16 protein-coding genes are annotated in these 19002 nt (G+C 71.0%); 12 read left to right on the forward strand and 4 right to left on the reverse strand.

Translation table 11 applies throughout. The annotated features are described in order from the left end of the window. Nucleotides 1–10 precede the first annotated feature (10 nt). The 3 genes from KDM41_02015 to KDM41_02025 all read left to right on the forward strand — a co-directional run bounded on the left by KDM41_02015 (nucleotide 11) and on the right by KDM41_02025 (nucleotide 3243). Entirely contained in the window at nucleotides 11–1045 is a 1035-nt protein-coding gene (locus KDM41_02015; protein ID MCB1182178.1) for a uracil-DNA glycosylase, read from the forward strand. 1 nt (nucleotide 1046) lies between these two features. Beyond that, nucleotides 1047–2432: a sigma-54-dependent Fis family transcriptional regulator gene (locus KDM41_02020; protein MCB1182179.1), complete on the forward strand. Its 1386-nt coding sequence runs from the start codon at nucleotides 1047–1049 to the stop codon at nucleotides 2430–2432. 424 nt (nucleotides 2433–2856) lie between these two features. Beyond that, a complete protein-coding gene (locus KDM41_02025) occupies nucleotides 2857–3243 on the forward strand; it encodes a hypothetical protein (GenBank protein MCB1182180.1) in 387 nt (128 codons plus the stop codon). A 33-nt stretch (nucleotides 3244–3276) separates the two neighbouring features. On the opposite strand, the gene KDM41_02030 is transcribed toward KDM41_02025, so the two are convergent. Beyond that, a complete protein-coding gene (locus KDM41_02030) occupies nucleotides 3277–4722 on the reverse strand; it encodes an SLC13/DASS family transporter (protein MCB1182181.1) in 1446 nt (481 codons plus the stop codon). Nucleotides 4723–4797: 75 nt separating this feature from the next. Further along, nucleotides 4798–5682, reverse strand: coding sequence for a class I SAM-dependent methyltransferase (locus KDM41_02035; protein MCB1182182.1), 885 nt, complete (start codon nucleotides 5680–5682; stop codon nucleotides 4798–4800). 280 nt (nucleotides 5683–5962) lie between these two features. On the opposite strand from KDM41_02035, the gene dnaB reads away from it, so the two are divergent. The 8 genes from dnaB to KDM41_02075 all read left to right on the forward strand — a co-directional run bounded on the left by dnaB (nucleotide 5963) and on the right by KDM41_02075 (nucleotide 14806). Further along, the gene (dnaB, locus tag KDM41_02040) at nucleotides 5963–7546 is read left to right on the forward strand and encodes a replicative DNA helicase (protein ID MCB1182183.1); all 1584 of its coding nucleotides are present in this window, start codon (nucleotides 5963–5965) and stop codon (nucleotides 7544–7546) included. Continuing rightward, nucleotides 7527–8480 (forward strand): MBL fold metallo-hydrolase, encoded by a 954-nt coding sequence (locus KDM41_02045; GenBank protein ID MCB1182184.1) that lies wholly within the window; start codon nucleotides 7527–7529, stop codon nucleotides 8478–8480. The genes dnaB and KDM41_02045 overlap by 20 nt, the downstream gene beginning before the upstream one ends. Nucleotides 8481–8529: 49 nt before the next feature. After that, nucleotides 8530–9321 (forward strand): ABC transporter permease, encoded by a 792-nt coding sequence (locus KDM41_02050; GenBank protein ID MCB1182185.1) that lies wholly within the window; start codon nucleotides 8530–8532, stop codon nucleotides 9319–9321. Then, the gene (locus KDM41_02055; GenBank protein ID MCB1182186.1) at nucleotides 9321–10133 is read left to right on the forward strand and encodes an ABC transporter ATP-binding protein; all 813 of its coding nucleotides are present in this window, start codon (nucleotides 9321–9323) and stop codon (nucleotides 10131–10133) included. Before KDM41_02050 ends, KDM41_02055 begins: the two co-directional genes overlap by 1 nt. 36 nt (nucleotides 10134–10169) lie before the next feature. Beyond that, nucleotides 10170–11063, forward strand: a complete 894-nt coding sequence (locus tag KDM41_02060) for an MCE family protein (GenBank protein MCB1182187.1) — start codon at nucleotides 10170–10172, stop codon at nucleotides 11061–11063. Between the two features lie 114 nt (nucleotides 11064–11177). After that, a complete protein-coding gene (locus KDM41_02065) occupies nucleotides 11178–11693 on the forward strand; it encodes a ferritin family protein (GenBank protein MCB1182188.1) in 516 nt (171 codons plus the stop codon). A 418-nt stretch (nucleotides 11694–12111) separates the two neighbouring features. Next, a complete protein-coding gene (locus KDM41_02070; GenBank protein ID MCB1182189.1) occupies nucleotides 12112–12555 on the forward strand; it encodes a hypothetical protein in 444 nt (147 codons plus the stop codon). Between the two features lie 28 nt (nucleotides 12556–12583). Then, nucleotides 12584–14806: a hypothetical protein gene (locus KDM41_02075; GenBank protein ID MCB1182190.1), complete on the forward strand. Its 2223-nt coding sequence runs from the start codon at nucleotides 12584–12586 to the stop codon at nucleotides 14804–14806. Between the two features lie 94 nt (nucleotides 14807–14900). Here the strand turns inward: KDM41_02075 and KDM41_02080 are convergent, their stop codons facing one another. Next, nucleotides 14901–15578, reverse strand: coding sequence for an SDR family oxidoreductase (locus KDM41_02080; GenBank protein MCB1182191.1), 678 nt, complete (start codon nucleotides 15576–15578; stop codon nucleotides 14901–14903). An 18-nt stretch (nucleotides 15579–15596) separates the two neighbouring features. Further along, nucleotides 15597–16160: a hypothetical protein gene (locus KDM41_02085; protein ID MCB1182192.1), complete on the reverse strand. Its 564-nt coding sequence runs from the start codon at nucleotides 16158–16160 to the stop codon at nucleotides 15597–15599. 202 nt (nucleotides 16161–16362) lie between these two features. Here KDM41_02085 and KDM41_02090 point away from each other — a divergent pair, with 202 nt between their 5' ends. Continuing rightward, nucleotides 16363–18924 carry an AsmA family protein gene (locus KDM41_02090; protein ID MCB1182193.1) on the forward strand — a complete coding sequence of 854 codons (2562 nt, stop codon included), beginning with the start codon at nucleotides 16363–16365 and terminating at the stop codon, nucleotides 18922–18924. Nucleotides 18925–19002: the final 78 nt, after the last annotated feature.

A 19002-nucleotide genomic window follows, 5' to 3' on the forward strand; every position in this document is an offset into this window, starting at 1 on the left:
CGGGGAAGACATGACGCATCACGCCGACGAGCAGCTCCGCCTCATCGCCGATCTCCGAACCTGGATCCGGCAGAACACCGACCTGGGCACCGCCTGGTACCTCGACGAGGGCGACCGCCCGGATGTGATCCCGACGGCCCTGGCGACGTCGTCGCCGCCGGCTCCTGTCGCGACGGCGGCCACGGTGGCGACGGACCCGGACCCGGCCCCGGACTCGGCCTCGGCGGTTGAGGTGCCGAGTCGCCCCCGGACCCCGGCCCCGGTCACGGGGGCGGCCGCGCCCGCAGCGGTCCAACCGGCGCCGGCCCCGACGCCCACGCCCGCACCCGCGGCGGCAGCGGCGCCCAAGGATGCCGCCTTCCAGGCCATGTGCGACGCCTTCGTCGCCGAGACCCTCGGCCTGATCGACCGCGCCGCCCACGCCGATCCCCTCCGCCTGCCCGACGAGCCCCTGCTCGCGGCCCACGGTGGCGATCCGGCGGCGGCCATGGCGGCCCTGCGGAGCGAGGTGCTGCCCTGCACCGCCTGCGATCTCGGCGCCACGCGCACCCACACCGTCTTCGGTTCGGGCCACCCGCGAGCCGACGTGGTCTTCGTGGGCGAGGCCCCGGGCCGGGACGAAGATCTCCAGGGCGAGCCCTTCGTCGGCGCCAGCGGCCAGTTGCTGACCAAGATCCTCGGCGCCATCGGCTTCGCCCGCGAGGACGTCTTCATCTGCAACATCCTCAAGTGCCGGCCGCCGAACAACCGCGATCCGCTGCCCGAAGAGGTGGCCCACTGCGAGCCGCACCTGCAGCGGCAGCTGGCGATCCTGCGCCCGCGCATCATCTGCTGCCTCGGCCGCGTCGCCGCCCAGACCCTGCTGAAGACCGATCTGAGCCTCGGCCGCCTGCGCCGCACGGTCCACTTCTACCGGGGGGTGCCCGTGATGGCCACCTTCCATCCGGCGGCGCTGCTGCGGAACCCCAAGTGGAAGCGCGACACCTGGGACGACGTCCGCAAGCTGCGGGCGCTGTGCGACGCGTTGCGGGCCCGGGAGGGGTGAGGTGGCGTCGGAGCGGCTGCTGATCGTCGACGACGACCGCGAGTTCTGCGAGGACCTGGCCATCGCGCTGGGCGGGCGCTACGAGGTGCGCACGGCCCACGGCGCGGACGAGGCCCGGGGCGTGGTGGCGGCCTTCGTGCCGCAGGTGGTGCTGCTCGACGTCGATCTCGACGGCGACGACAAGCGGGGCATCCTGCTGCTGGAGCAGCTGCTCGCGGCGGCCGACCCGCCGGCGGTGATCATGCTCTCGGGCGATGCGAAGATCAGCACCGTCGTGGCGGCCATGCAGCTCGGCGCCTTCCACTACGTGGGCAAGCCCGCCGAGCTGCCCGACCTGGTGAATCTCATCGACCGCGCCCTGGCCAGCGGCCGCAGCGCCCGCCACATCGAGGCCCAGCGCGGCGAGCTGGGGCGTCTCACTGGCAGCCTCATCTGCGCCGACGAGACCATGCAGACGGTGCTGCACCAGGCCGACACCGTGGCCGTGACCGAGGCCACCGTGCTGCTGACGGGCGAGTCGGGCACGGGCAAGGAGATGTTCGCGCGCCACATCCATGACCACAGCCCGCGGCGTGAAGGTCCGTTCGTGGGCATCAACTGCGCGGCGATCCCGCGCGACCTCATCGAGTCGGAAGTCTTCGGCACCAGCCCCACCGCCTACACCGGTGCCGAGAGCCGCATGGGCAAGCTCGAGCTCGCCTCGGGCGGCACCTTCTTCCTCGACGAGGTGGGCGAGGCGACCCTCGACCTGCAGGTGAAGCTGCTGCGGGCCCTGGGCGAGCGGGTGTTCGTGCGCCTGGGGGAGAATCGCGAGCGGGCCGTCGACTGCCGTCTCATCGCGGCCACCAGCCGCAACCTGGAGAAGGCCATCGCGGCCGGGACCTTCCGCGAGGACCTCTACTACCGCCTGAACATCTATCGCATCGAGCTGCCGCCGCTGCGACGCCGCCCGGGCGACGTGATGGCCCTGGCCGACCACTTCCTGGCCGAGCTCGCCGGCCGCAACAACCGCCGCATCTCCGGCTTCTCCGGCGCGGTCCTCGAACGCATCCGGCACGAACCCTGGCAGGGCAACGTGCGCGAACTGCGCAACTTCGTCGAGCGGGCGGTCATCAACTGCCGCGGCCCCGTGATCACCCTGGCCGACATGTTCGGGGCCGAGGCCGGGCCCGACCCCGACGCGGCCTGCGGGCTCGAGACCGGCAGCCTGACCGAGGCCGGCGACGAGGCCAAGCGCCGGCGCGAGCGGGTCTACTGCATCAACCGCCTGGTCGAGGCCGGCGGCAACGTGACGCGGGCCGCCGAACTGAGCGGCGTCCACCGCTCCGCATTCCAGCGCAAACTGCGGGACCTCGACATCGATCCGGGCGCCTACCGGACCGAGTGACCCGGCTGTGGCACCCCCCGGCGGGGTGCCGCGCGCGTGTTGCACCTGTCAAAACCCTGCCGCACAACGACATAGTTGAAAACCGACCCCGTACTACGGATTTCACGTGCCGCAATAATGTTGCACCTGTTGCCGCCCCGGTGCGGGTACCGGGGACCTCCGTCCGCGCAACTCCTTTTCCGGCAGCGGGTTGATCTTTATCGGGAAAAAACTGCCGGGTCGGCATGCGGATTGCCTTAGAGAGGACATGAACGCGCACCGGGGAGAGCAGGGTGTCGCATCGGGCCCGCAAGCGGGCCCAGCCGATGGAGTTGTGGAAGCCGGGGACGGGAAGAATGGCGCTGGGCGAGAGTCAGTCTTCTCCAACCGGCTTCCACACGACAACACCCCTGTTCATCCCTTTGTGCGACGGGAGGAGAATGGCATGCACGCGACGCAGCATGGGGCCGGGCGCCCCGCGATCACGATCCTGGCGGCGGGCGACCCCCTCGCCGGCGACGTGGCGGCGTGTCTCTCGGGACGCTACGAGGCCGAGCCCGTGCTCAATCCGGCCACGGCCGCAGCGAGCATCAGCGCCGGCGCGCGCGGCCTGATCGTCTTCGCGGACGCCGAACTGCCCGAAGAGATCGGGCGCCTGGTGCGGCTGGCGCTGGCGCGCCACTGCCGGGTCGTCATCCTGGGCCACGGGGGACTGGGCCCGGACGCGGATCTCGAGCGGGCCATCGTGCGGCTGCCCCGGCTGCCGAGTCCGCGCGACCTCTTCGACACCTTCGCCGACATCGGGCCCGACGCCCACACGGCCCACGCCTGATCCCACGAATCCGCCCGCTGCCGTCCCCCGGGATCACCCGGTGTGGATGGGCATGCCCATCAGCGGCCACACCTTCCACACGAACAGGGCGATCATGATCATCAGCAGCGCGCTGGCGGGGATGCCGTGCAGGAAGAAGTCCCGCGTGCGGAACATCTTGCTCTCGAAGGCGATGGCGTTGGGCGCGGCGCCGACCAGCAGCATGAAGGGCATGCCGGCGGCGGCGAGCGAGGCGAAGACGATGACCTCGGGGTGGACGCCGAGATAGCCCGCCATCACCAGCGCCACGGGCAGGGTGATGGCGATGGCGGCCACGTTCATGATGAAGTTCGTCATGATCATGACGAAGAACGCGACGCCCATGATGAAGAGGAACCACGGTGCCCCGTGCAGGCGGTTCAGCCAGCCGATGGCCATCCATTCGGCGGCGCCCGTCTGCCAGAGGCAGAAGCCGATGCTCATGGCCCCGCCGAAGAGCAGCACGATGTTCCAGGGCATCGACTCCAGGTCCTTCAGTTCGAGGATGCCGGAGAGGAAGAAGAGCAGCCCCGCGGCCAGGATGAGGGCGCTCTTGTCGAGGCCCGCGAGGGCGGGCACGAAGGAGCGCAGGCTGAGCACGGCCACCACGGCGATGACGATGCCGATGGTGGCCAGCTCCCGGCGGCTGAGGGGGCCCATGTTCGCGGCCATGCGCTGCGCCTTGGCGCGCAGGCCGGGCACCGTGTCGCGCTCGGGCCTGAAGGCCACGCAGATGTAGCCCCACAGCACGAGCACCATCGCGACGCCCAGGGGCGCCATGAAGCGCGAGAGCTCGAAGAAGCCGATCTCGTCGTGCCCGAGCTTGTGGTAGAAGCCGAGCGCCACGGCACCGCGCGCCGCGCCGAGCAGGGTGATGATGCTGCCCGCGCCGGCGGTCCAGGCCATGCCGATGAAGAGACCCTTGCCGAAACGGGTCGGCCGTCCCGAGGGCTCATAGAGGTTGTGGATCACGAGCAGCAGGGGGAAGACCGCCGCCGCCACCGCCGTGTGGGCCATGAAGAGGGTGAGGAAGGCCGTCATGGCGAACACGCCGAGGTAGATCACGTTCACGCGCTCGGGCAGGTGCGACATCATGCGGTAGGCCAGGCGGCGCGTGAGGCCGGTGCGCGAGAAGGCGGCCCCGATGAGCAGCGAGCCGAAGATGAACCACACGGTGGGGTCCATGAAGTCGGTCATGGCGGCGCGCGGATCGCGCATCACGAGCAGCGACTGGAAGACGGCGATGGCGATGGCCGTGACCCCCACCGGGACCACCTCGAACACCCACCAGATGCCGGCCAGCAGGAACAGGCCCAGGGCGGCCTGGCCCTCGCGGGTCAGGGTCACGACCTCGCCGGCCGGGTCGGACACCACCGGGAACGGCGGGGCCGCGGCGAAGACCGCGAAGAGCAGGGCGCCGAGCAGGAAGGGAACGAGCCGGCGGGGGTTGCGCCACATCATGGGCGGTCGCTCCGGGCGGGGCGGGCGGGGTGATCGGCGCTGCAGGTCAAGTCGGTCTCTTCGGTTCGGGTCGGCTCAGCCCCGCCGGCGGGTCACCACCAGCGGGAATTCGAATTCCTCGGACACGCCCGTCACGGGCGGATGGAACACGGGATCGACGAGGCCGGCGGCCGCGAGGGCGGCGACCAGATCGGCGTCGTGCCAGGCCTGATGCACCTGCTCGTACCGCTGGAGGTTACCCGATTCGCGGTCGATGATCCAGTGGACATGGACCTCGCTGGCGTCTTCCTCGTGCCAGGCGAACTCCTGCAGCCACAGGTGGGGCGTGTCGCAGAACACCGACGCGGTCTCGGCGCTCCAGGACGTGCTGTCCTCGCAGCAGAACAGGTCGCGCGGCTGGTACTCGAGTACGAAAAGGCCCCCGGGCCGCAGGCAGGCGGCCAGGCGGGGCAGGAAATCGCGGACCGCCGCCGGCGTGAACGAGTGGAATTCGCCGAACCAGAAGGTCACCGCGTCGACGGGCCCGACGGTCGCGGCCAGGTCGTCGGGCAGGTCGGTCAGGTCGGCATCCAGGAAGGTCGCGGCGAGGGACTCCTCGCGCGCCCGCCGCCGCGCCCAGGCCAGGGGCGCCGGGGCGTAGTCGAATCCCGTGCCCCGGTGACCCCGCCGCGCGAGGGCGTGCAGGTACAGCCCGGGGCCGCAGCCCACGTCGAGCACGTGGGCCGGTCCGCCGTGCCCGACGCCGGCCAACTGGGCCAGCAGCCAGTCCAGGTGCCGCTCGATGATCTCCGGTGCCCGGCTCGCCATGTGGGTCGTCGGGTCGAGGTGGACCCGCAGCATGCGCTCGCTGAAGTCCGGATCGTGCCAGGGCAATTGCCCCCGCCCGCTGCGGGGGCCCGGCGGGTGCGGGGCCGCCAGCAGGTGGTCCAGGAGGGTGCGGAGGGTGTCGGATGCGGCCATGGTGTCTCCGTAAGCGGCTGCGCGGGAAAGTTGTCCCCAGGGTTGTGGACAACCCGGCACGGCCAGGATGACCGGGGCCCGGGCCCCGGGACGTCGATCGGGTCGCGCCGTCCGCCGCAGTATGGGGGCGTCGCGGCGGGTTTTCCACCGCGAAGCCATGTTGTCCCCCACTTGTCCCCGGCCCGCCGGGACCCTGTCCCCGGGTTTGTCCCCCGGTTGTCCACAGGATTGTCCGCAGTCCGGCAGCGGGCATTGGCCCCCGACGGACCCGCGTGATACCATGGGGGACTCGCACGAATCCCCCGCCCTGCAGCTCTCCGGAGGAGCCGTCTTGGAAGGCCAGACCCAGCCCACCGGACCCGAGGATCCCACGCCGCCCGCTCCCGGCGCCGACCACGATCCCGGGCCCCAGGCCCCCCCGCCGGAGGACGCCGACTACGGCGACGCGGCGCCGCCCGCCCGGGCGCAGCGTTCGACCTTCGGCTACGACCGCCTGCCCCGCGACCGCCGCCTGCCCTTCAGCGAGGAGGCCGAGCAGGCGGTCCTCGGCGCGGCCATGGTCGACAAGGAGGCCGTCGGTCTCGCGGCCGAGAAGATCGGCGACGGCGACTTCTACCGCCGCGAGCACCAGCTCATCTTCCGCGCCATGGCCGTGCTGTACGAGAACGACCAGGCCATCGACCCGATCACCGTGGCGAACCTGCTCGAGCGCTCGGCCGACCAGTTCCTCGACAAGGGCGAGCAGAAGAAGCTGCAGGGGCGCAACCTGCTCGAGGTCGTCGGGGGCATGGACTACCTGATCGACCTGGCCGGCATGATGGGCACCGCGGCCAACGTCGTGCACCACGCGGGCATCGTGCGCGAGAAGGCGGTGCTGCGGAACCTGATCTCCGTCTCCAACACCATCGCCGCCGAGGCCATGGAGGGGGCCGACGAGGCCGGCGAGATCCTCGACCGTGCCCAGGGCCGCATCTACGACATCTCCGAGGAGACCCGCACCGGCGGCTTCCAGGCGGTCGAGAGCATCGTGCCCGGCACGTTCAAGTCGATCGAGGAGGCCTTCCAGAACAACGACGAGGTCACGGGCCTGCGCACCGGCTTCACCGAGATGGACCGCAAGACGGGCGGGCTGCAGAAGTCCGACCTGATCATCCTGGCGGCGCGCCCCTCCATGGGCAAGACGTCGTTCGCCCTGAACCTGGCCTACAACGTGGCGGTGCACGAGCGCGTGGGCGTGGGCATCTTCTCGCTCGAGATGTCCCGCGAGCAGCTCGTGATGCGCATGCTCGGCAGCAGCGGCTCGTTCAACCTGCACAACCTGCGCCGCGGCAAGCTGCGGGCCGAGGACTGGCCGCGCCTGACCCAGGCCTGCGAACAGCTCAGCAAGGCGCCCATCTACATCGACGACAACAGCGGCATCTCGGTGCTCGAGATGAAGAGCAAGGCCCGCCGCCTGAAGCAGCAGCACGGCCTCGGCCTGATCATCATCGACTACCTGCAGCTGATGTCGGGCGGCGGCCGGGCCGAGAACCGCCAGCAGGAGATCTCCAACATCAGCCGCAACCTCAAGGGCATGGCCAAGGACCTCGACGTGCCCGTGATCGCCCTGAGCCAGCTCTCGCGCCAGGTCGAGGCGCGCGGCGACCACAAGCCGATGCTGAGCGACCTGCGCGAGTCCGGCGCCATCGAGCAGGACGCCGACGTGGTGCTCTTCATCTTCCGCGAAGAGGTGTACAAGCCCGAGGACGAGACCCTGCACAACATGGGCACGATCATCATCGGCAAGCAGCGCAACGGCCCCATCGGGCAGTTCGACCTCCACTTCCATAAGGAGTTCACGCGGTTTGGCGACCTCGCCCGGTGAGACGGTGTACCACCTGATCGACCTCGATCAGGAACTGCCCGGCCAGCGCCGCTTCATCAGCTGCTGGGCGGGGCTCGGGCCCGACCTCGCCTTCATCGTCGACCCCGGCCCGCCGAGCACCGCCGGGCGCCTCGTGGCCGCCCTCGAGGAACTGGGGGTCGCGCGGCTCGACTTCATCCTCCTGACCCACGTCCACCTCGACCACGGCGGCTGCACGGCGCGCATCCTGGCGCGCTGGCCGGAGGCGCGCGTGGTGGCCCATCCGCGGGGGCGGCCCCATCTCGTCGATCCGGCGCGGCTGTGGGAAGGGTCGCGGCAGGTGCTCGGGCGCAAGGCCGAGGTCTACGGCGAACCGGTGCCGGTGCCGGCGTCGGCCCTGGCGGAGTACGGCGAGGCCGCGGCCCGGGGCATCGCGGTGATCGAGACCCCGGGCCACGCGCCGCACCACGTGGCCTTCGTCCACGGCGACGGCATCTTCCTCGGCGAGTGCGCCGGCACCTTCAGCACCCTCGGCCGGGGGCCGGAAACGTCCGAATGGTACCTGCGTCCGGCGACGCCGCCGCGCTTCCTGCTCGAGACGGCCGAGGCCTCCCTCGATCGCGTCCTGGCCCTGGATCCGCTGCCCCGGCGCCTCTTCTTCGCGCACCACGGCGAGTTCCGGGGCGACGGGCGCCGACTGCTGACCGAGGCGCGCGCCCAGCTGCGGCTGTGGGTCGACACCGTGCGCGGCGTCCGGGACGGCCTGGCGGCCCTGCCCCACACCGAGCAGCCCGCCGACGAGGAGGCGCTCATGGTCCTGCTGCGCGGGGCCCTGACGGCGGCCGATCCGGCCTACGCCCGCGGCGCGGCCCTGCCGGCGGACATCCGCGAGCGGGAGCGCGACTTCACGCGCCAGACCCTGCGCGGCATGCTGGGCTATCTGCGGGAGAGCTGAGTTCCGGCGTGTAGACTTCCGCGGGGAAGGGAATTATATTCGCCCAATCATGACAGGTGTTATCGAAAGTATCGGGCGCGGCGTCTTCCAGGGGCTGTCGAGCGCGGGCAGGGGCATGCTCCTGCTCCGCTCCATCCTGCTGGCCACCGGCCACGTGTGGAAGATGCGGCGGGAGATCCTCGAGCAGATGCACGTGGTGCTGGTGGGCTCCATGCCGCTGGTCATCGTGACCTCGGTCTTCGTCGGCGCCGTGACGGCCGTCCAGGCCGTCTACCAGATGCAGGCCTACGTGCCCATGAAGTTCCTGGGCACGGTCATCTCCAAGTCGGTCTTCATCGAGCTGGGACCCGTGCTCATGGCCCTGGTCGTGGGCAGCCGCCTGTGCGCCTACTACGCGGCCGAGCTGGGCACCATGAAGGTGACCGAGCAGCTCGACGCCATGAACATCATGGCCATCGATCCGGTGCAGTACCTGGCCATGCCGCGCTTCTGGGCCTCGGTGCTGATGATCCCCGTCGTGACGATCTTCTGCGACCTGATCGCCATCCTCGGCGGCTACATCGCTTCGGTGGCGACCCTCGACGTGTCGAGCGGCGTGTTCATCGAGGGCCTGCAGATGTTCTACAAGCACAGCGACCTGCTCGGCGGGCTGATCAAGAGCTTCTTCTTCGGCGCCATCATCTCGCTCAGCGGCATCTACTTCGGCTTCAACACGACCGGTGGCGCCGAGGGCGTCGGCCGCTCCACCATGACCGCCGTCGTGGGCAGCTGCCTGAGCGTGCTGGTGGCGGACTACCTGCTGGCGATCGTCCTGTTCCAGATCATCTTCGAGAAGGGCTGATGGAAGCGCGCTACGACATCCCGCCCTTGCCCGACCTGCGGACGCCCGACCCGGCGTCGTTCCGCGGCATCGTGGTCGAGGGGGTCAGCAAGAGCTTCGGCCCCAAGCGCGTGCTCGACGGCACCGACCTGCTCATCGACAAGGGTGAGACGCTGGTCATCATCGGCCGCAGCGGCGAGGGCAAGTCGGTGCTGCTGAAGCACATCGTGCGGCTGCTGGAGCCCGACGCGGGGCGCATCTGGGTCGAGGGCCAGGAGATCTCGGGGCTCGCGCGGCGCCCGCTGATGGAGCTGCGCAAGAAGTTCGGCTTCCTCTTCCAGGGGGCCGCCCTCTTCGACTCCATGACCATCTGCCAGAACGTGGGGCTCATGCTCGAGGAGCACACCAACTGGCCGGCGGACCGCATCCGGGCGCGGGCCTGCGAGTGCCTGGCCATGGTGGGGCTCGAGGGCGCCGAGGAGAAGCTGCCCAGCGAGCTCTCGGGCGGCATGAAGAAGCGGGCGGGACTCGCCCGGGCCATCGTCATGGAGCCGGAGTACATCCTGTACGACGAGCCCACGACCGGCCTGGATCCGATCACGAGCGACGCCATCAACGACCTGATCATCAAGCTGCAGGAGCAGCTGGGCGTGACCAGCATCGTCGTGACCCACGACATGCCCAGCGCCTTCAAGGTGGGCGACCGGGTAGCCATGCTGAGCCGGGGCAAGATCGTCTACACCGGGGCCATGTCCGCGGTGCGGGAGTCCGATCACCCCATGGTGCGGCAGTTCATCGAAGGCAGCTCGCAGGGACCGCTCGGCGCGTTCTAGGCGCCGCGTCCCGGGCTGCGACACAGCGGAGACGGCATGAAACGCAGATTCAGTGAATTCCAGGTCGGCGTGCTGACGATCATCGCCCTGGCGGTGCTCATCGGCGGCATGATGTGGCTGAAGAACATCGATCTGACCAAGGGCTCGCGCCTCTACCAGGTCGACTTCGCGCGGGTCGAGGGCATGCGCGTGGGCGACCGGGTGCAGGTGCGCGGCATCCGCATGGGCGAGGTGACCGGCATGCACATCATGCAGAGCGCGGTGCGGGTCGAGCTGTCCCTCGACGAGACGGTCGACCTGCGCGAGGACGCCGTGGTCACCCTGGGCGAGAAGGGCATCGTGGGCGAGGTCGTGATCGAGGTCGATCCCGGCACCGGGGCCGCGGTCAAGGAGGGCCACATCTTCCAGGGCCGCACCGCCGGCACCATCGCCTCGATGACCGACGCCGCCGGCGCCGCCCTGGCCGAGATGCGCGAGCTGACGCGGAAGGTCACCGAGCTGGTCGACCGCGTGCAGGCCGAGGGCAAGGTCACCGAGACCCTGATCCAGGCCAACGAGACCCTGGTCAAGGTCGACAGCATGGTCACCGAGAACCACGGCGACGTGGTGGTCATCCTCGAGAACCTGCGCGTCACCACCGATCGGCTGCGCGACCTGATGGAGTCAGGCCGGCTCGAGACGACCTTCGACACCATGGAGCGCACCATGACCAGCGCCGACAGCCTCATGGTCAACCTGATGGACTCGGGGCGGCGCCTGGACGCCATCCTGACCGAGGTCGAGTCGGGCGACGGCACCGCGGCCAAGCTGCTGCGTGACGACGCCCTGTACGTGCACGCCGACTCGACCCTGGTCTCGCTGAAGCGCCTGCTCGACGAGCTGCGGCGCAACCCGAAGAAGTACTTCCAGGTGAACGTGATGGACTTCTAGGGAAGTGGATGCCACAGGTCCGGTTTCGGCGCGAAACGCCCTTGCCAGCCGGGTCCGGGGTGACGAGGTTTAGGGGACCAGCCCAACCCAGGACGGCCCGCCAGGAGGAAGACGATGAACATGGATCCGAAGCAGCAGCAGATGATCAAGGTCATCAAGGACGCGGTGATGGTCGAGGTGAAGGGGCAGCAGCTCTACAGCCACGCCGCGAGCGAGGCGACCGATCCCGCCGCCAAGGCCATGTTCGAGATGCTGGCCCGGGACGAGGACGACCACGTGCGCATCCTCATGACCCAGTACAAGAGCCTGATGGAGGCCGGCAAGCTGAATCTCGACGACGTGCACCCGGCCGCCGTCGACCACGGTTCGGCCGACGTCATCACCGACGACTTCAAGAAGGCCGTCAAGCGGGGCAAGTTCGAGATGGCCGTGATCAGCATCGGCTGCGATCTCGAGAACAAGGCCATCGCCTACTACAAGGAGAACGCGGCGAAGACCGACGACCCCGACCTGAAGCAGCTCTTCACCTGGCTGGTCGAGTGGGAGGACGGTCACCTCGAGCAGCTGCTCGAACTCGAGAAGATCTACCAGGACGCCTACTGGGCGGACCAGGGCTTCGCGCCCATGTAGCACGCGGCTCCGGCCCGGCGACACGACCTCCCCGCTCCGGCGGGGAGGTTTTTTGCATCGGCCGGGGGCGTGCGGGCACGACCGAACGGCTGCGGCGTCGGGCCGGCGCGCTCCGGTACGTCCCGCTTTGCTCTTGCCCCCGCGGTCGCCTTTTCCCTACACTCATGCCAGCATCGATCCTCTCGATGCAAGGGGGACCCCACACGGCCAGTCCACATCCTCGCTCACTCTTGCCCGCAGTCCGGGCCGTGGCGTGTTCGTCCCGGCGTCCCGGCCGACGGGTCCCGCCGGGCCGGGCATGAACCCGCCGACCCGAACGGTGTGATCGCGCCCGTCGCGACGTCCGTCGCCCGAACCGGGGGACCATGGCGCCCCGGCGCCGCGATCGGCCCCTGGAACCTGAAAGGATGGTGGCACCATGAAACGTCCGCATCGCAACCTGTCGTGCGTCCCGGCGATCTGCGCGTTCGTCGCGCTCGTCGGGCTCGCGACGTCGCCGGCGCTGGCCCTGGTCGGGCAGGCCGATTCGGCGCCGTTCCCGCTGAACACCCAGCAGGCGGCGGCAGCCGGGGTTCCGCTGCTGCGGGACCACCTGGCCTCCTGCGCCCCCAATCCGTTCAACCCGCAGGCCCTGATCCGCTACGAGTTGGCCGGCCCCACGCCCGTCAAGCTGCGGGTGTACGACCTGCAGGGGCGTCTCGTGCGCACCCTGGTCGACGACGTCGCGGCGGCGGCGGGGCCCTTCGAAGCCGTCTGGGACGGTCGCGACGACCGCGGCCGCGCGGCGGCGGCCGGCGTCTACCTGTGCCGCCTGGAGACCTCGCGCCGCGTCATGGGGATGCGGATGACCCTCGTCAAGTGAGTTCGCCGCCCCGGAAAGGGGGACCGTCATGTTCAAATCGATCTCGACCTTCCTTCCCGCCGGGCCCGTGGCGGCTCTGGTGCTCCTGTGCGGCGCCGCCGCGTCGAGCGGTCCGTTCGGCGCCGCGCCGGCCCTGGCGGCGTCCGCGCCGGTGGTCAGCAACGTGACCGCCGCGCAGCGGGACAGCACGTTTCTCGTCGACATCGGCTACGACGTGGCCGACGCCGACGGCGATCCGCTCTTCATCACGATCCTGTTCTCGCCGGACGGCGGCGCCACCTGGCCGGTGATCTGCCGGTCCGTGTCCGGCGACGCGGGAGCGGGGGTGCTGCCCGGGGACGGCAAATCCGTCGTGTGGGACGCCCGCGCCGACTACCCGGGCATGATTCTCGGCGCCGGCATCGTGCGCGTGACGGCCAACGACGAACTGCCGATCCCCCGGTTGGCCCGGCTCTTCCGGTCGGCCCTCGACGGGTCCGGCGAACGGGCCCTGGCCCCCGGGGACACCATCGGCTTCGGCGAGCCCGTGCACATCGGCTGGGAGTTCGCGGCGCCGTCCCTCGCCGGTCTCGATCCGGCCTGGATCGCGGCGCAGGACTCGGTCGCGCCCTTCGACGACGGCATCCTGGGCGCGAAATGGTTCTCGAGCCTCGACGGCTGCATCCCGGCGCTCGAGGACTGCTGGCACCCGCGCCGGTTCAACGAGGCGACGGGCGACAGCGACTCGTACTTCGCGCCGGTCTGGGGCCTCGACCTGCGGAACGACGGCTCGGGAGCGGACCTGTCCGGAGCCCTGCTCCCTTCGGGGGCGTTGCAGCTGCACCTGAACGCCCTGGACATCGTCGGCCTCGAAGCCGGCGACATCACCATCGACCTGGTGGTGAACCACGATCCCCAGACCATCGTGCTCGACAACGAGACCGACTGGGCCCACCCGGCGGATCCCGAGGTGTACCCGTACTACATCCACCTCGACGACCCGGCGCAGGAGCACCACCCGTTCGGCGGCGGCGACCGCGTTCCCGACCGGACCTACGTGGTCTTCAAGGCGCTCGTCCGCGACGATCCGCGCGACCAGCGGCTCGATCCCGGCCAGTCGGCCCGCCTGACCGGGCACTTCGAGGGCGTCCGCACGAACACCTTCGGCGGCCTGTTCTCCTTCGCCTCGGACGCGAGCGAGATCGCCCCGCCGGCCTGGCCCGCGACCTGCGACACCTGCTGGGCCGCGGACACGCTCGGGTTCCTGGTCGGGCCCAGCACCGAGTTCACCATGAAGCTCCAGGCGGTCGACGAGCACGACCGGCGGGACGGGACCCCGGCGTCCCTCGCGTTCGAAGTCGGCTATCCGCCCTGCGTCCAGTGCGTGGAGCTCCTGCCGAAATCCTCGGCCACGTCGCAGTTCGGGCCCGGTCTCGAGTGCGTGGCGGATCCGGCGGCGAGCCCGTGCCTGGCCGGCACGACGGAGTTCCGGATCACCCAGTCGGGGACCGAGCCCGATGCCCTGCAGTTCTTCCAGAGCATCTTCATGCTCGTCGACAAGGACACCTACGCCGTGCGCCTGGCCGATTCGAGTGCGGGCCAGGAAGCCACCAACTACGTGGTGGACGCCCGCCTCTACCGGATGTCGGTGCTGCTGCACGGGCGGGACGACCCGCGCGACGCGTGGAACCAACCGCTGCGGCGCGTCGGCGGCTGGCGCTACCAGATCGATCACGAGTGCGACCCCTTCAACCAGCTGCGTGAAGGGGGCGGCCCGGACGACATCCTGGACGTCCTGTGGGGCGAGGACGCCGCCGGGCTGGTCGACATCAGCAACGTCGACGGTCTGTGGCGTCTGGAGGTCGACGTCGTCGTGCCGTCGATTCTCGTCACTACGGGAGCCGATATCTACCTGACGGTCCTGACCTTCGCCCAGGCCGGCGGCGATCCCGCGGTGGCGCAGAACATCTTCGACGCGACGACGAAGCAGTTGGGTGCGGGCGTGGTGCAGGCCGTCGCCCTCGACCAGACCCGGTGCGACGCCTCGCCCGCGCGGCCCGCGCGGTTCCACTATTTCCGGGGTGTGCGGCCGAGCGGCCCGCTGCCGGTCGGCCTGACGTGGCGGGACTGCTACCTGCCCCTGCCGGGCCTGAAGGGCAGCCTCGAATTGAGCAACGGCGCCATGCAGAGCGGCATGGGCCTGCCGGTCACCAAGGAGTTCCGGATCGTGGTGGCCACGCCGGCGGGCGACTACGTCTGCTCCGGGCCCTGACGGGACGATCCCGGAAGAACGACGAAGGCTCCGGCATGGCCGGGGCCTTCGTCCTGCTCCACGGTGACGGCCGCGGTGCTGCCGGTCTGCTTCATCAAACGCTGAGCGAGCGCCCGTTGTGCGACCGGTCCAGGCCCAGGATGAGGTCGGCGGCGCGGGGGGCCCACGCGTCGGGCCTGGGATAGGCCCCGGCCGCACCGGCCCAGCACGAGCGCAGCATGTCCGTGTCGATGACGCCGGGATTCAGGGCCACGGCCGCCAGCGGCGCCGGCAGTTCGGCGGCGAGGCTGCCGGTGAGCCCCTCGACGGCGTACTTGCTCGCGCAGTAGGGTCCCACCTCGGGCGAGGTCGAGCGCCCCCAGCCGCTGCTCAGGTTCACGACCACGCCGCGACCGGCGGTGATCATGGCCGGCACGAAGGCCCGGACCACATGCACCGTCCCGTTCACGTTCACGTCCATCAGGCGGGCGAACTCGTCGGCCGGCACCTCCCACAGGGGGGCGGGGGTGTTCATCAGGGCGGCGTTGTTGATCACCAGATCGGGTGCGGGGCCCGCCGCGGCGAGACGCGCCGCCCAGGCGGCGACGGCCTCGGCGGCGGCCACGTCCACGGCGGCGAAGTCGTGGGGCGCCCCGTGGAACGCCGCCAGTTCGGCGCAGGCCGCGGCGTCGCGCCCGCAGCCGAGCACCGTGTGGCCCCGCCGCACGAACTCCACCGCGAGGGCGCGGCCCAGGCCGCGGGTGGCTCCGGTCAGGACGATGGTGCGGTGCACGGGAACCTCCTACGCGGCTCAGCCCAGGGCCAGACCGCAGTCGGGGCACTCGGTCGCGTCATCGCCCAGACCGCAGCCGCAGGCCGGGCAGGCGGACGCATCGAACTCGCGGTACAGGCCTTCGGGGCGGTCCGGATGCAGTTCGGTGTACAGGTCGTCGACGAGGGCCGCGGCCCGCTCGTAGTCCGGCCGGCGGACGTAGAGTTCGTATTCGTAGCCGTCCAGCACCGAACCGACCGGTTCGAAGCCGGCGCCCCCCTCGGCCAGGGCGCCGAACACGCGGGAGTAGCTGGGCGTGCCGCCGCGGCCCACGAACCGCGTCCGCGGCAGCAGGGCGGCCGGAATGCCCGCCTCGTGCAGGTGGGCCAGGTAGACGCGCACGATGTCCTCGTGGTCGCCGGTGACGAGGCCGAGCAGGCCGCCGGCGGCCAGGGACTCCCACGAGGCGGTGTCCAGGGCGCCGGGTTCGGGTGTGGGCCCGGGCGCGCGGGTCCACTCCAGGGTCACGTTGCAGTCGGCGCAGTTCAGGGCCGTCGGCCGGTACTCGGCACCGCAGGCGGGGCAGGTCTTCGTCGTCTCCACTTCACCCTCCAATCCATGGGACGATCCCGTCGTGGTCCGGGGCATCATAGCCCCATCGGGAACCCGGACGCCACCCCGCCGTTCTCCCGCTTCGCGTCCGCTCCCGGCGGTTCCGGAGGTGTCGCCCGCTGGACGCCGGGTCCCGGTCTGCTAGAATCACCTGACCTGGGACCGCGGTCCACCCACCCGGAAGGAACCGATCATGCGACTGCTGCAGAGGAAACCCGTTCGCGCGCTGCTGGCTCTGCTCGCGATCGTCGTCGTCGCCGTCGTGGCGGTGAAGGTCTTCCTGCCCGCCGAGAAGATCCGCGACCTCGCCCTGGCCCAGGCGCGTCAGAAACTCGGCCGGGAGATCACGGTGGGCGAGGTTTCGGTGTCCCTGCGCGGGGGCCTGGGGGTGCGGCTGGCCGATTTCGCCGTCCACAACCCGGACGGTTTCGGCGGCGATCCGCTGCTGACCACCGCCGGCCTCGACCTGAAGCTCGCGGTGCGCCCCCTGCTGCACGGCGAGATCCAGGTGCACCGGCTCGTCCTGGACACGCCGCGGCTGAACCTCGTGCGCCGCGCCGACGGCAGCGACAACTTCACCTTCCCGGCGTCGGGCGAGAAGCCGGCCGGAGGGGCGCCGGGCGCCGCGGACGGCGGCGAGGCCCCGCCACCCCTGTCGGTGGCCAGCCTCACCGTGAGCTCCGGCCGCGTGGCCTACACCGACGAGGGCGCGGCCCCCGACGGCATGCGCGGCACCACCGTCGACGGCCTCGCCCTCGGCCTGAGCCTCGACACGACCGCGTCGGGCGCCTACCACGCCGAGGGCCGCGCCACCGCCGAACGCCTGGCCGCCGACGCGTCCCGCGACGTGGCGGTCGACAACCTCGTCCTCGACTTCAGCTTCGACACTCTCGCCGAAGGAATGTACCGCGCGGGCGGGCGCGCCACCGCGGCCCGCCTGGCCGCCGACGGCTCGCCGGGCGTGGCGGTCGACGACCTCGCCGTCGACTTCGCCGTCGACACGCCCGCGCCCGAGGCCTGGCACGCCACCGGGCGGACCTCGGCCCGCCGCATCGCCGTCACCGGCCCCGGCCAGGTGCCCGAGCTCGACGCCGGCCTCGACTTCGACCTGACCTGGGACGGCGGCCAACGGCAGCTCGACCTGGCCCGCGTGGCCGGCGAGGTGCTCGGCCTGCCCCTCGCGGCCGCCGGCACCGTGGCGGTGGCCGACGGCGGCGCGCGGGGTTCGCTCCGGGTGCAGATGGCCGACCAGCCCCTCGCGCGCCTGAAGCCCTTCCTGCCGGCCGACCTGCAGCCCCGCTTCACGGCCGACGGGAAGAGCGGCACCGTGTCCGCGACGGCCGACCTGACCCTCACCGGCAGGCAGGACGTCCCGGTCCACACCCGCGCCGAGATCCGGGCCCGCGACGTGGACCTGGCCCTGGCCCAGCCCTTCCTGCCGCCGGGCCAGAAGGGCCGGCTCGCGGGCCGCGGCGACGTGGCCGCCACCGTCGTCGACACCACCGGCAACCCCGACCGGATCGACTACCGGGGGACCGCGACCGTGCGCGAGGCGTCCTACACCGAGTCGGGCCTGGTCGACGAGCTGCAGAAGCTCGACGGCCGCGTGACCTTCACGCCGACCGCTTTCGTGGTCGAGCAGAGCCGCGCCGTCTTCGCCTCGGGCACCTTCGATCTGACCGGCCGCCTCGACGACCCGTTCCCGTACTTCCTGCCGCCGGAGCTGCAGGCGGGCAAGGCGATGAAGACGCCGCGCCTCGGCTTCGCGCTGCACGCGAAGAAGCTCGACGTCGACCGCCTGATCCCGGCGGCCAGCCCCACGGGCGCGGCCGCGCCGGGCGCCGGGCCCGGCATGACGCGCAAGTCGCCGGTGCCGGACGGCGTCGAGTTCCCGGACATCGTCTGCGACGGCACCGTCGCCGCCGACACGGTGGTGTACATGCAGGTGCCGCTGACGCAGGTGAAGGGGCAGGTGAAGGTGCGCGACCGCCGGCTCAGCGTGCAGGACGTGACGGCCGCCGTGTACCGCGGCACGGTCGCCGGCCAGGTCGACATCGACCTGAACGACCTGCAGCGTCCGGCCTACAGCGGCAACTACGCCGCGCGCAACATCGAGGTGAACGACTTCATGACCCGCTTCGCCGGCCTGTCCGGCGTGCTCTTCGGGGCCTGCAACTTCGGCGGCGACTTCGCGGCGGCCGGCTTCGATCCGGAGGCCATCCGCAACAGCCTGACCCTCGACGCCGACGCCCTCGTGGCCCAGGGCAAGGTCGTCACGCAGGGAAAGGTGTACGAGTCGCTGCACACCGTGGCGACGAAGACGGGGGGCAGCTTCGACCAGGAGCAGGCCCTGCGCGACCTGGCGACCCACGTGAAGGTGCAGGACGGCCGCGTGGGCGTGAGCGAGCTGACCACGCGCCTGGGCCGATTCGCCGACGTGACCGTCGACGGCTCCTATGCCTTCGCGGGCGACCTGGACTACCGCGGCACCCTGCTGCTGACCGAGACCCAGACCGCCGAGATCTTCGCCCGCGGGCCCATGGCGGAACTGGCGAAGCTGCTGGGCTCCCGGCAACCCGCGCGGCTGCGCCTGCCCATCTCGGTCGGCGGCACGCGCACCGATCCGAAGGTGAAGATCGAGCTCGACGGGGTGGTGGACGAACTGCAGAAGCTGGTCGTCAAGGAGCAGGGGCAGAAGCTGGAGGACGAGGCGAAGCAGAAGGTGGGCGACCTGCTGAAGAAGTGGAAGAAGTGACCTCGGCCGACCGGCCCGCAACGGGAAGGCCGGACCGCGGTGGTCCGGCCTTCCCGGCGTGACGGCTCCGCCCGGGGC

The organism is bacterium (genome assembly GCA_020440705.1).
Taxonomy (GTDB): Bacteria; Krumholzibacteriota; Krumholzibacteriia; order LZORAL124-64-63; family LZORAL124-64-63; genus JAGRNP01.

Bases quoted from the DNA above. Each gene is read 5' to 3' on its own strand.
- KDM41_02090 (MCB1182193.1), top strand. From the start codon at position 16,363: ATGCGACTGCTGCAGAGGAAACCCGTTCGCGCGCTGCTGGCTCTGCTC.
- KDM41_02015 (MCB1182178.1), top strand. From the start codon at position 11: ATGACGCATCACGCCGACGAGCAGCTCCGCCTCATCGCCGATCTCCGA.
- KDM41_02055 (MCB1182186.1), top strand. From the start codon at position 9,321: ATGGAAGCGCGCTACGACATCCCGCCCTTGCCCGACCTGCGGACGCCC.
- KDM41_02065 (MCB1182188.1), top strand. From the start codon at position 11,178: ATGAACATGGATCCGAAGCAGCAGCAGATGATCAAGGTCATCAAGGAC.
- KDM41_02070 (MCB1182189.1), top strand. From the start codon at position 12,112: ATGAAACGTCCGCATCGCAACCTGTCGTGCGTCCCGGCGATCTGCGCG.
- KDM41_02025 (MCB1182180.1), top strand. From the start codon at position 2,857: ATGCACGCGACGCAGCATGGGGCCGGGCGCCCCGCGATCACGATCCTG.
- KDM41_02060 (MCB1182187.1), top strand. From the start codon at position 10,170: ATGAAACGCAGATTCAGTGAATTCCAGGTCGGCGTGCTGACGATCATC.
- KDM41_02030 (MCB1182181.1), bottom strand. From the start codon at position 4,722: ATGATGTGGCGCAACCCCCGCCGGCTCGTTCCCTTCCTGCTCGGCGCC.
- dnaB (MCB1182183.1), top strand. From the start codon at position 5,963: ATGGGGGACTCGCACGAATCCCCCGCCCTGCAGCTCTCCGGAGGAGCC.
- KDM41_02050 (MCB1182185.1), top strand. From the start codon at position 8,530: ATGACAGGTGTTATCGAAAGTATCGGGCGCGGCGTCTTCCAGGGGCTG.
- KDM41_02035 (MCB1182182.1), bottom strand. From the start codon at position 5,682: ATGGCCGCATCCGACACCCTCCGCACCCTCCTGGACCACCTGCTGGCG.
- KDM41_02075 (MCB1182190.1), top strand. From the start codon at position 12,584: ATGTTCAAATCGATCTCGACCTTCCTTCCCGCCGGGCCCGTGGCGGCT.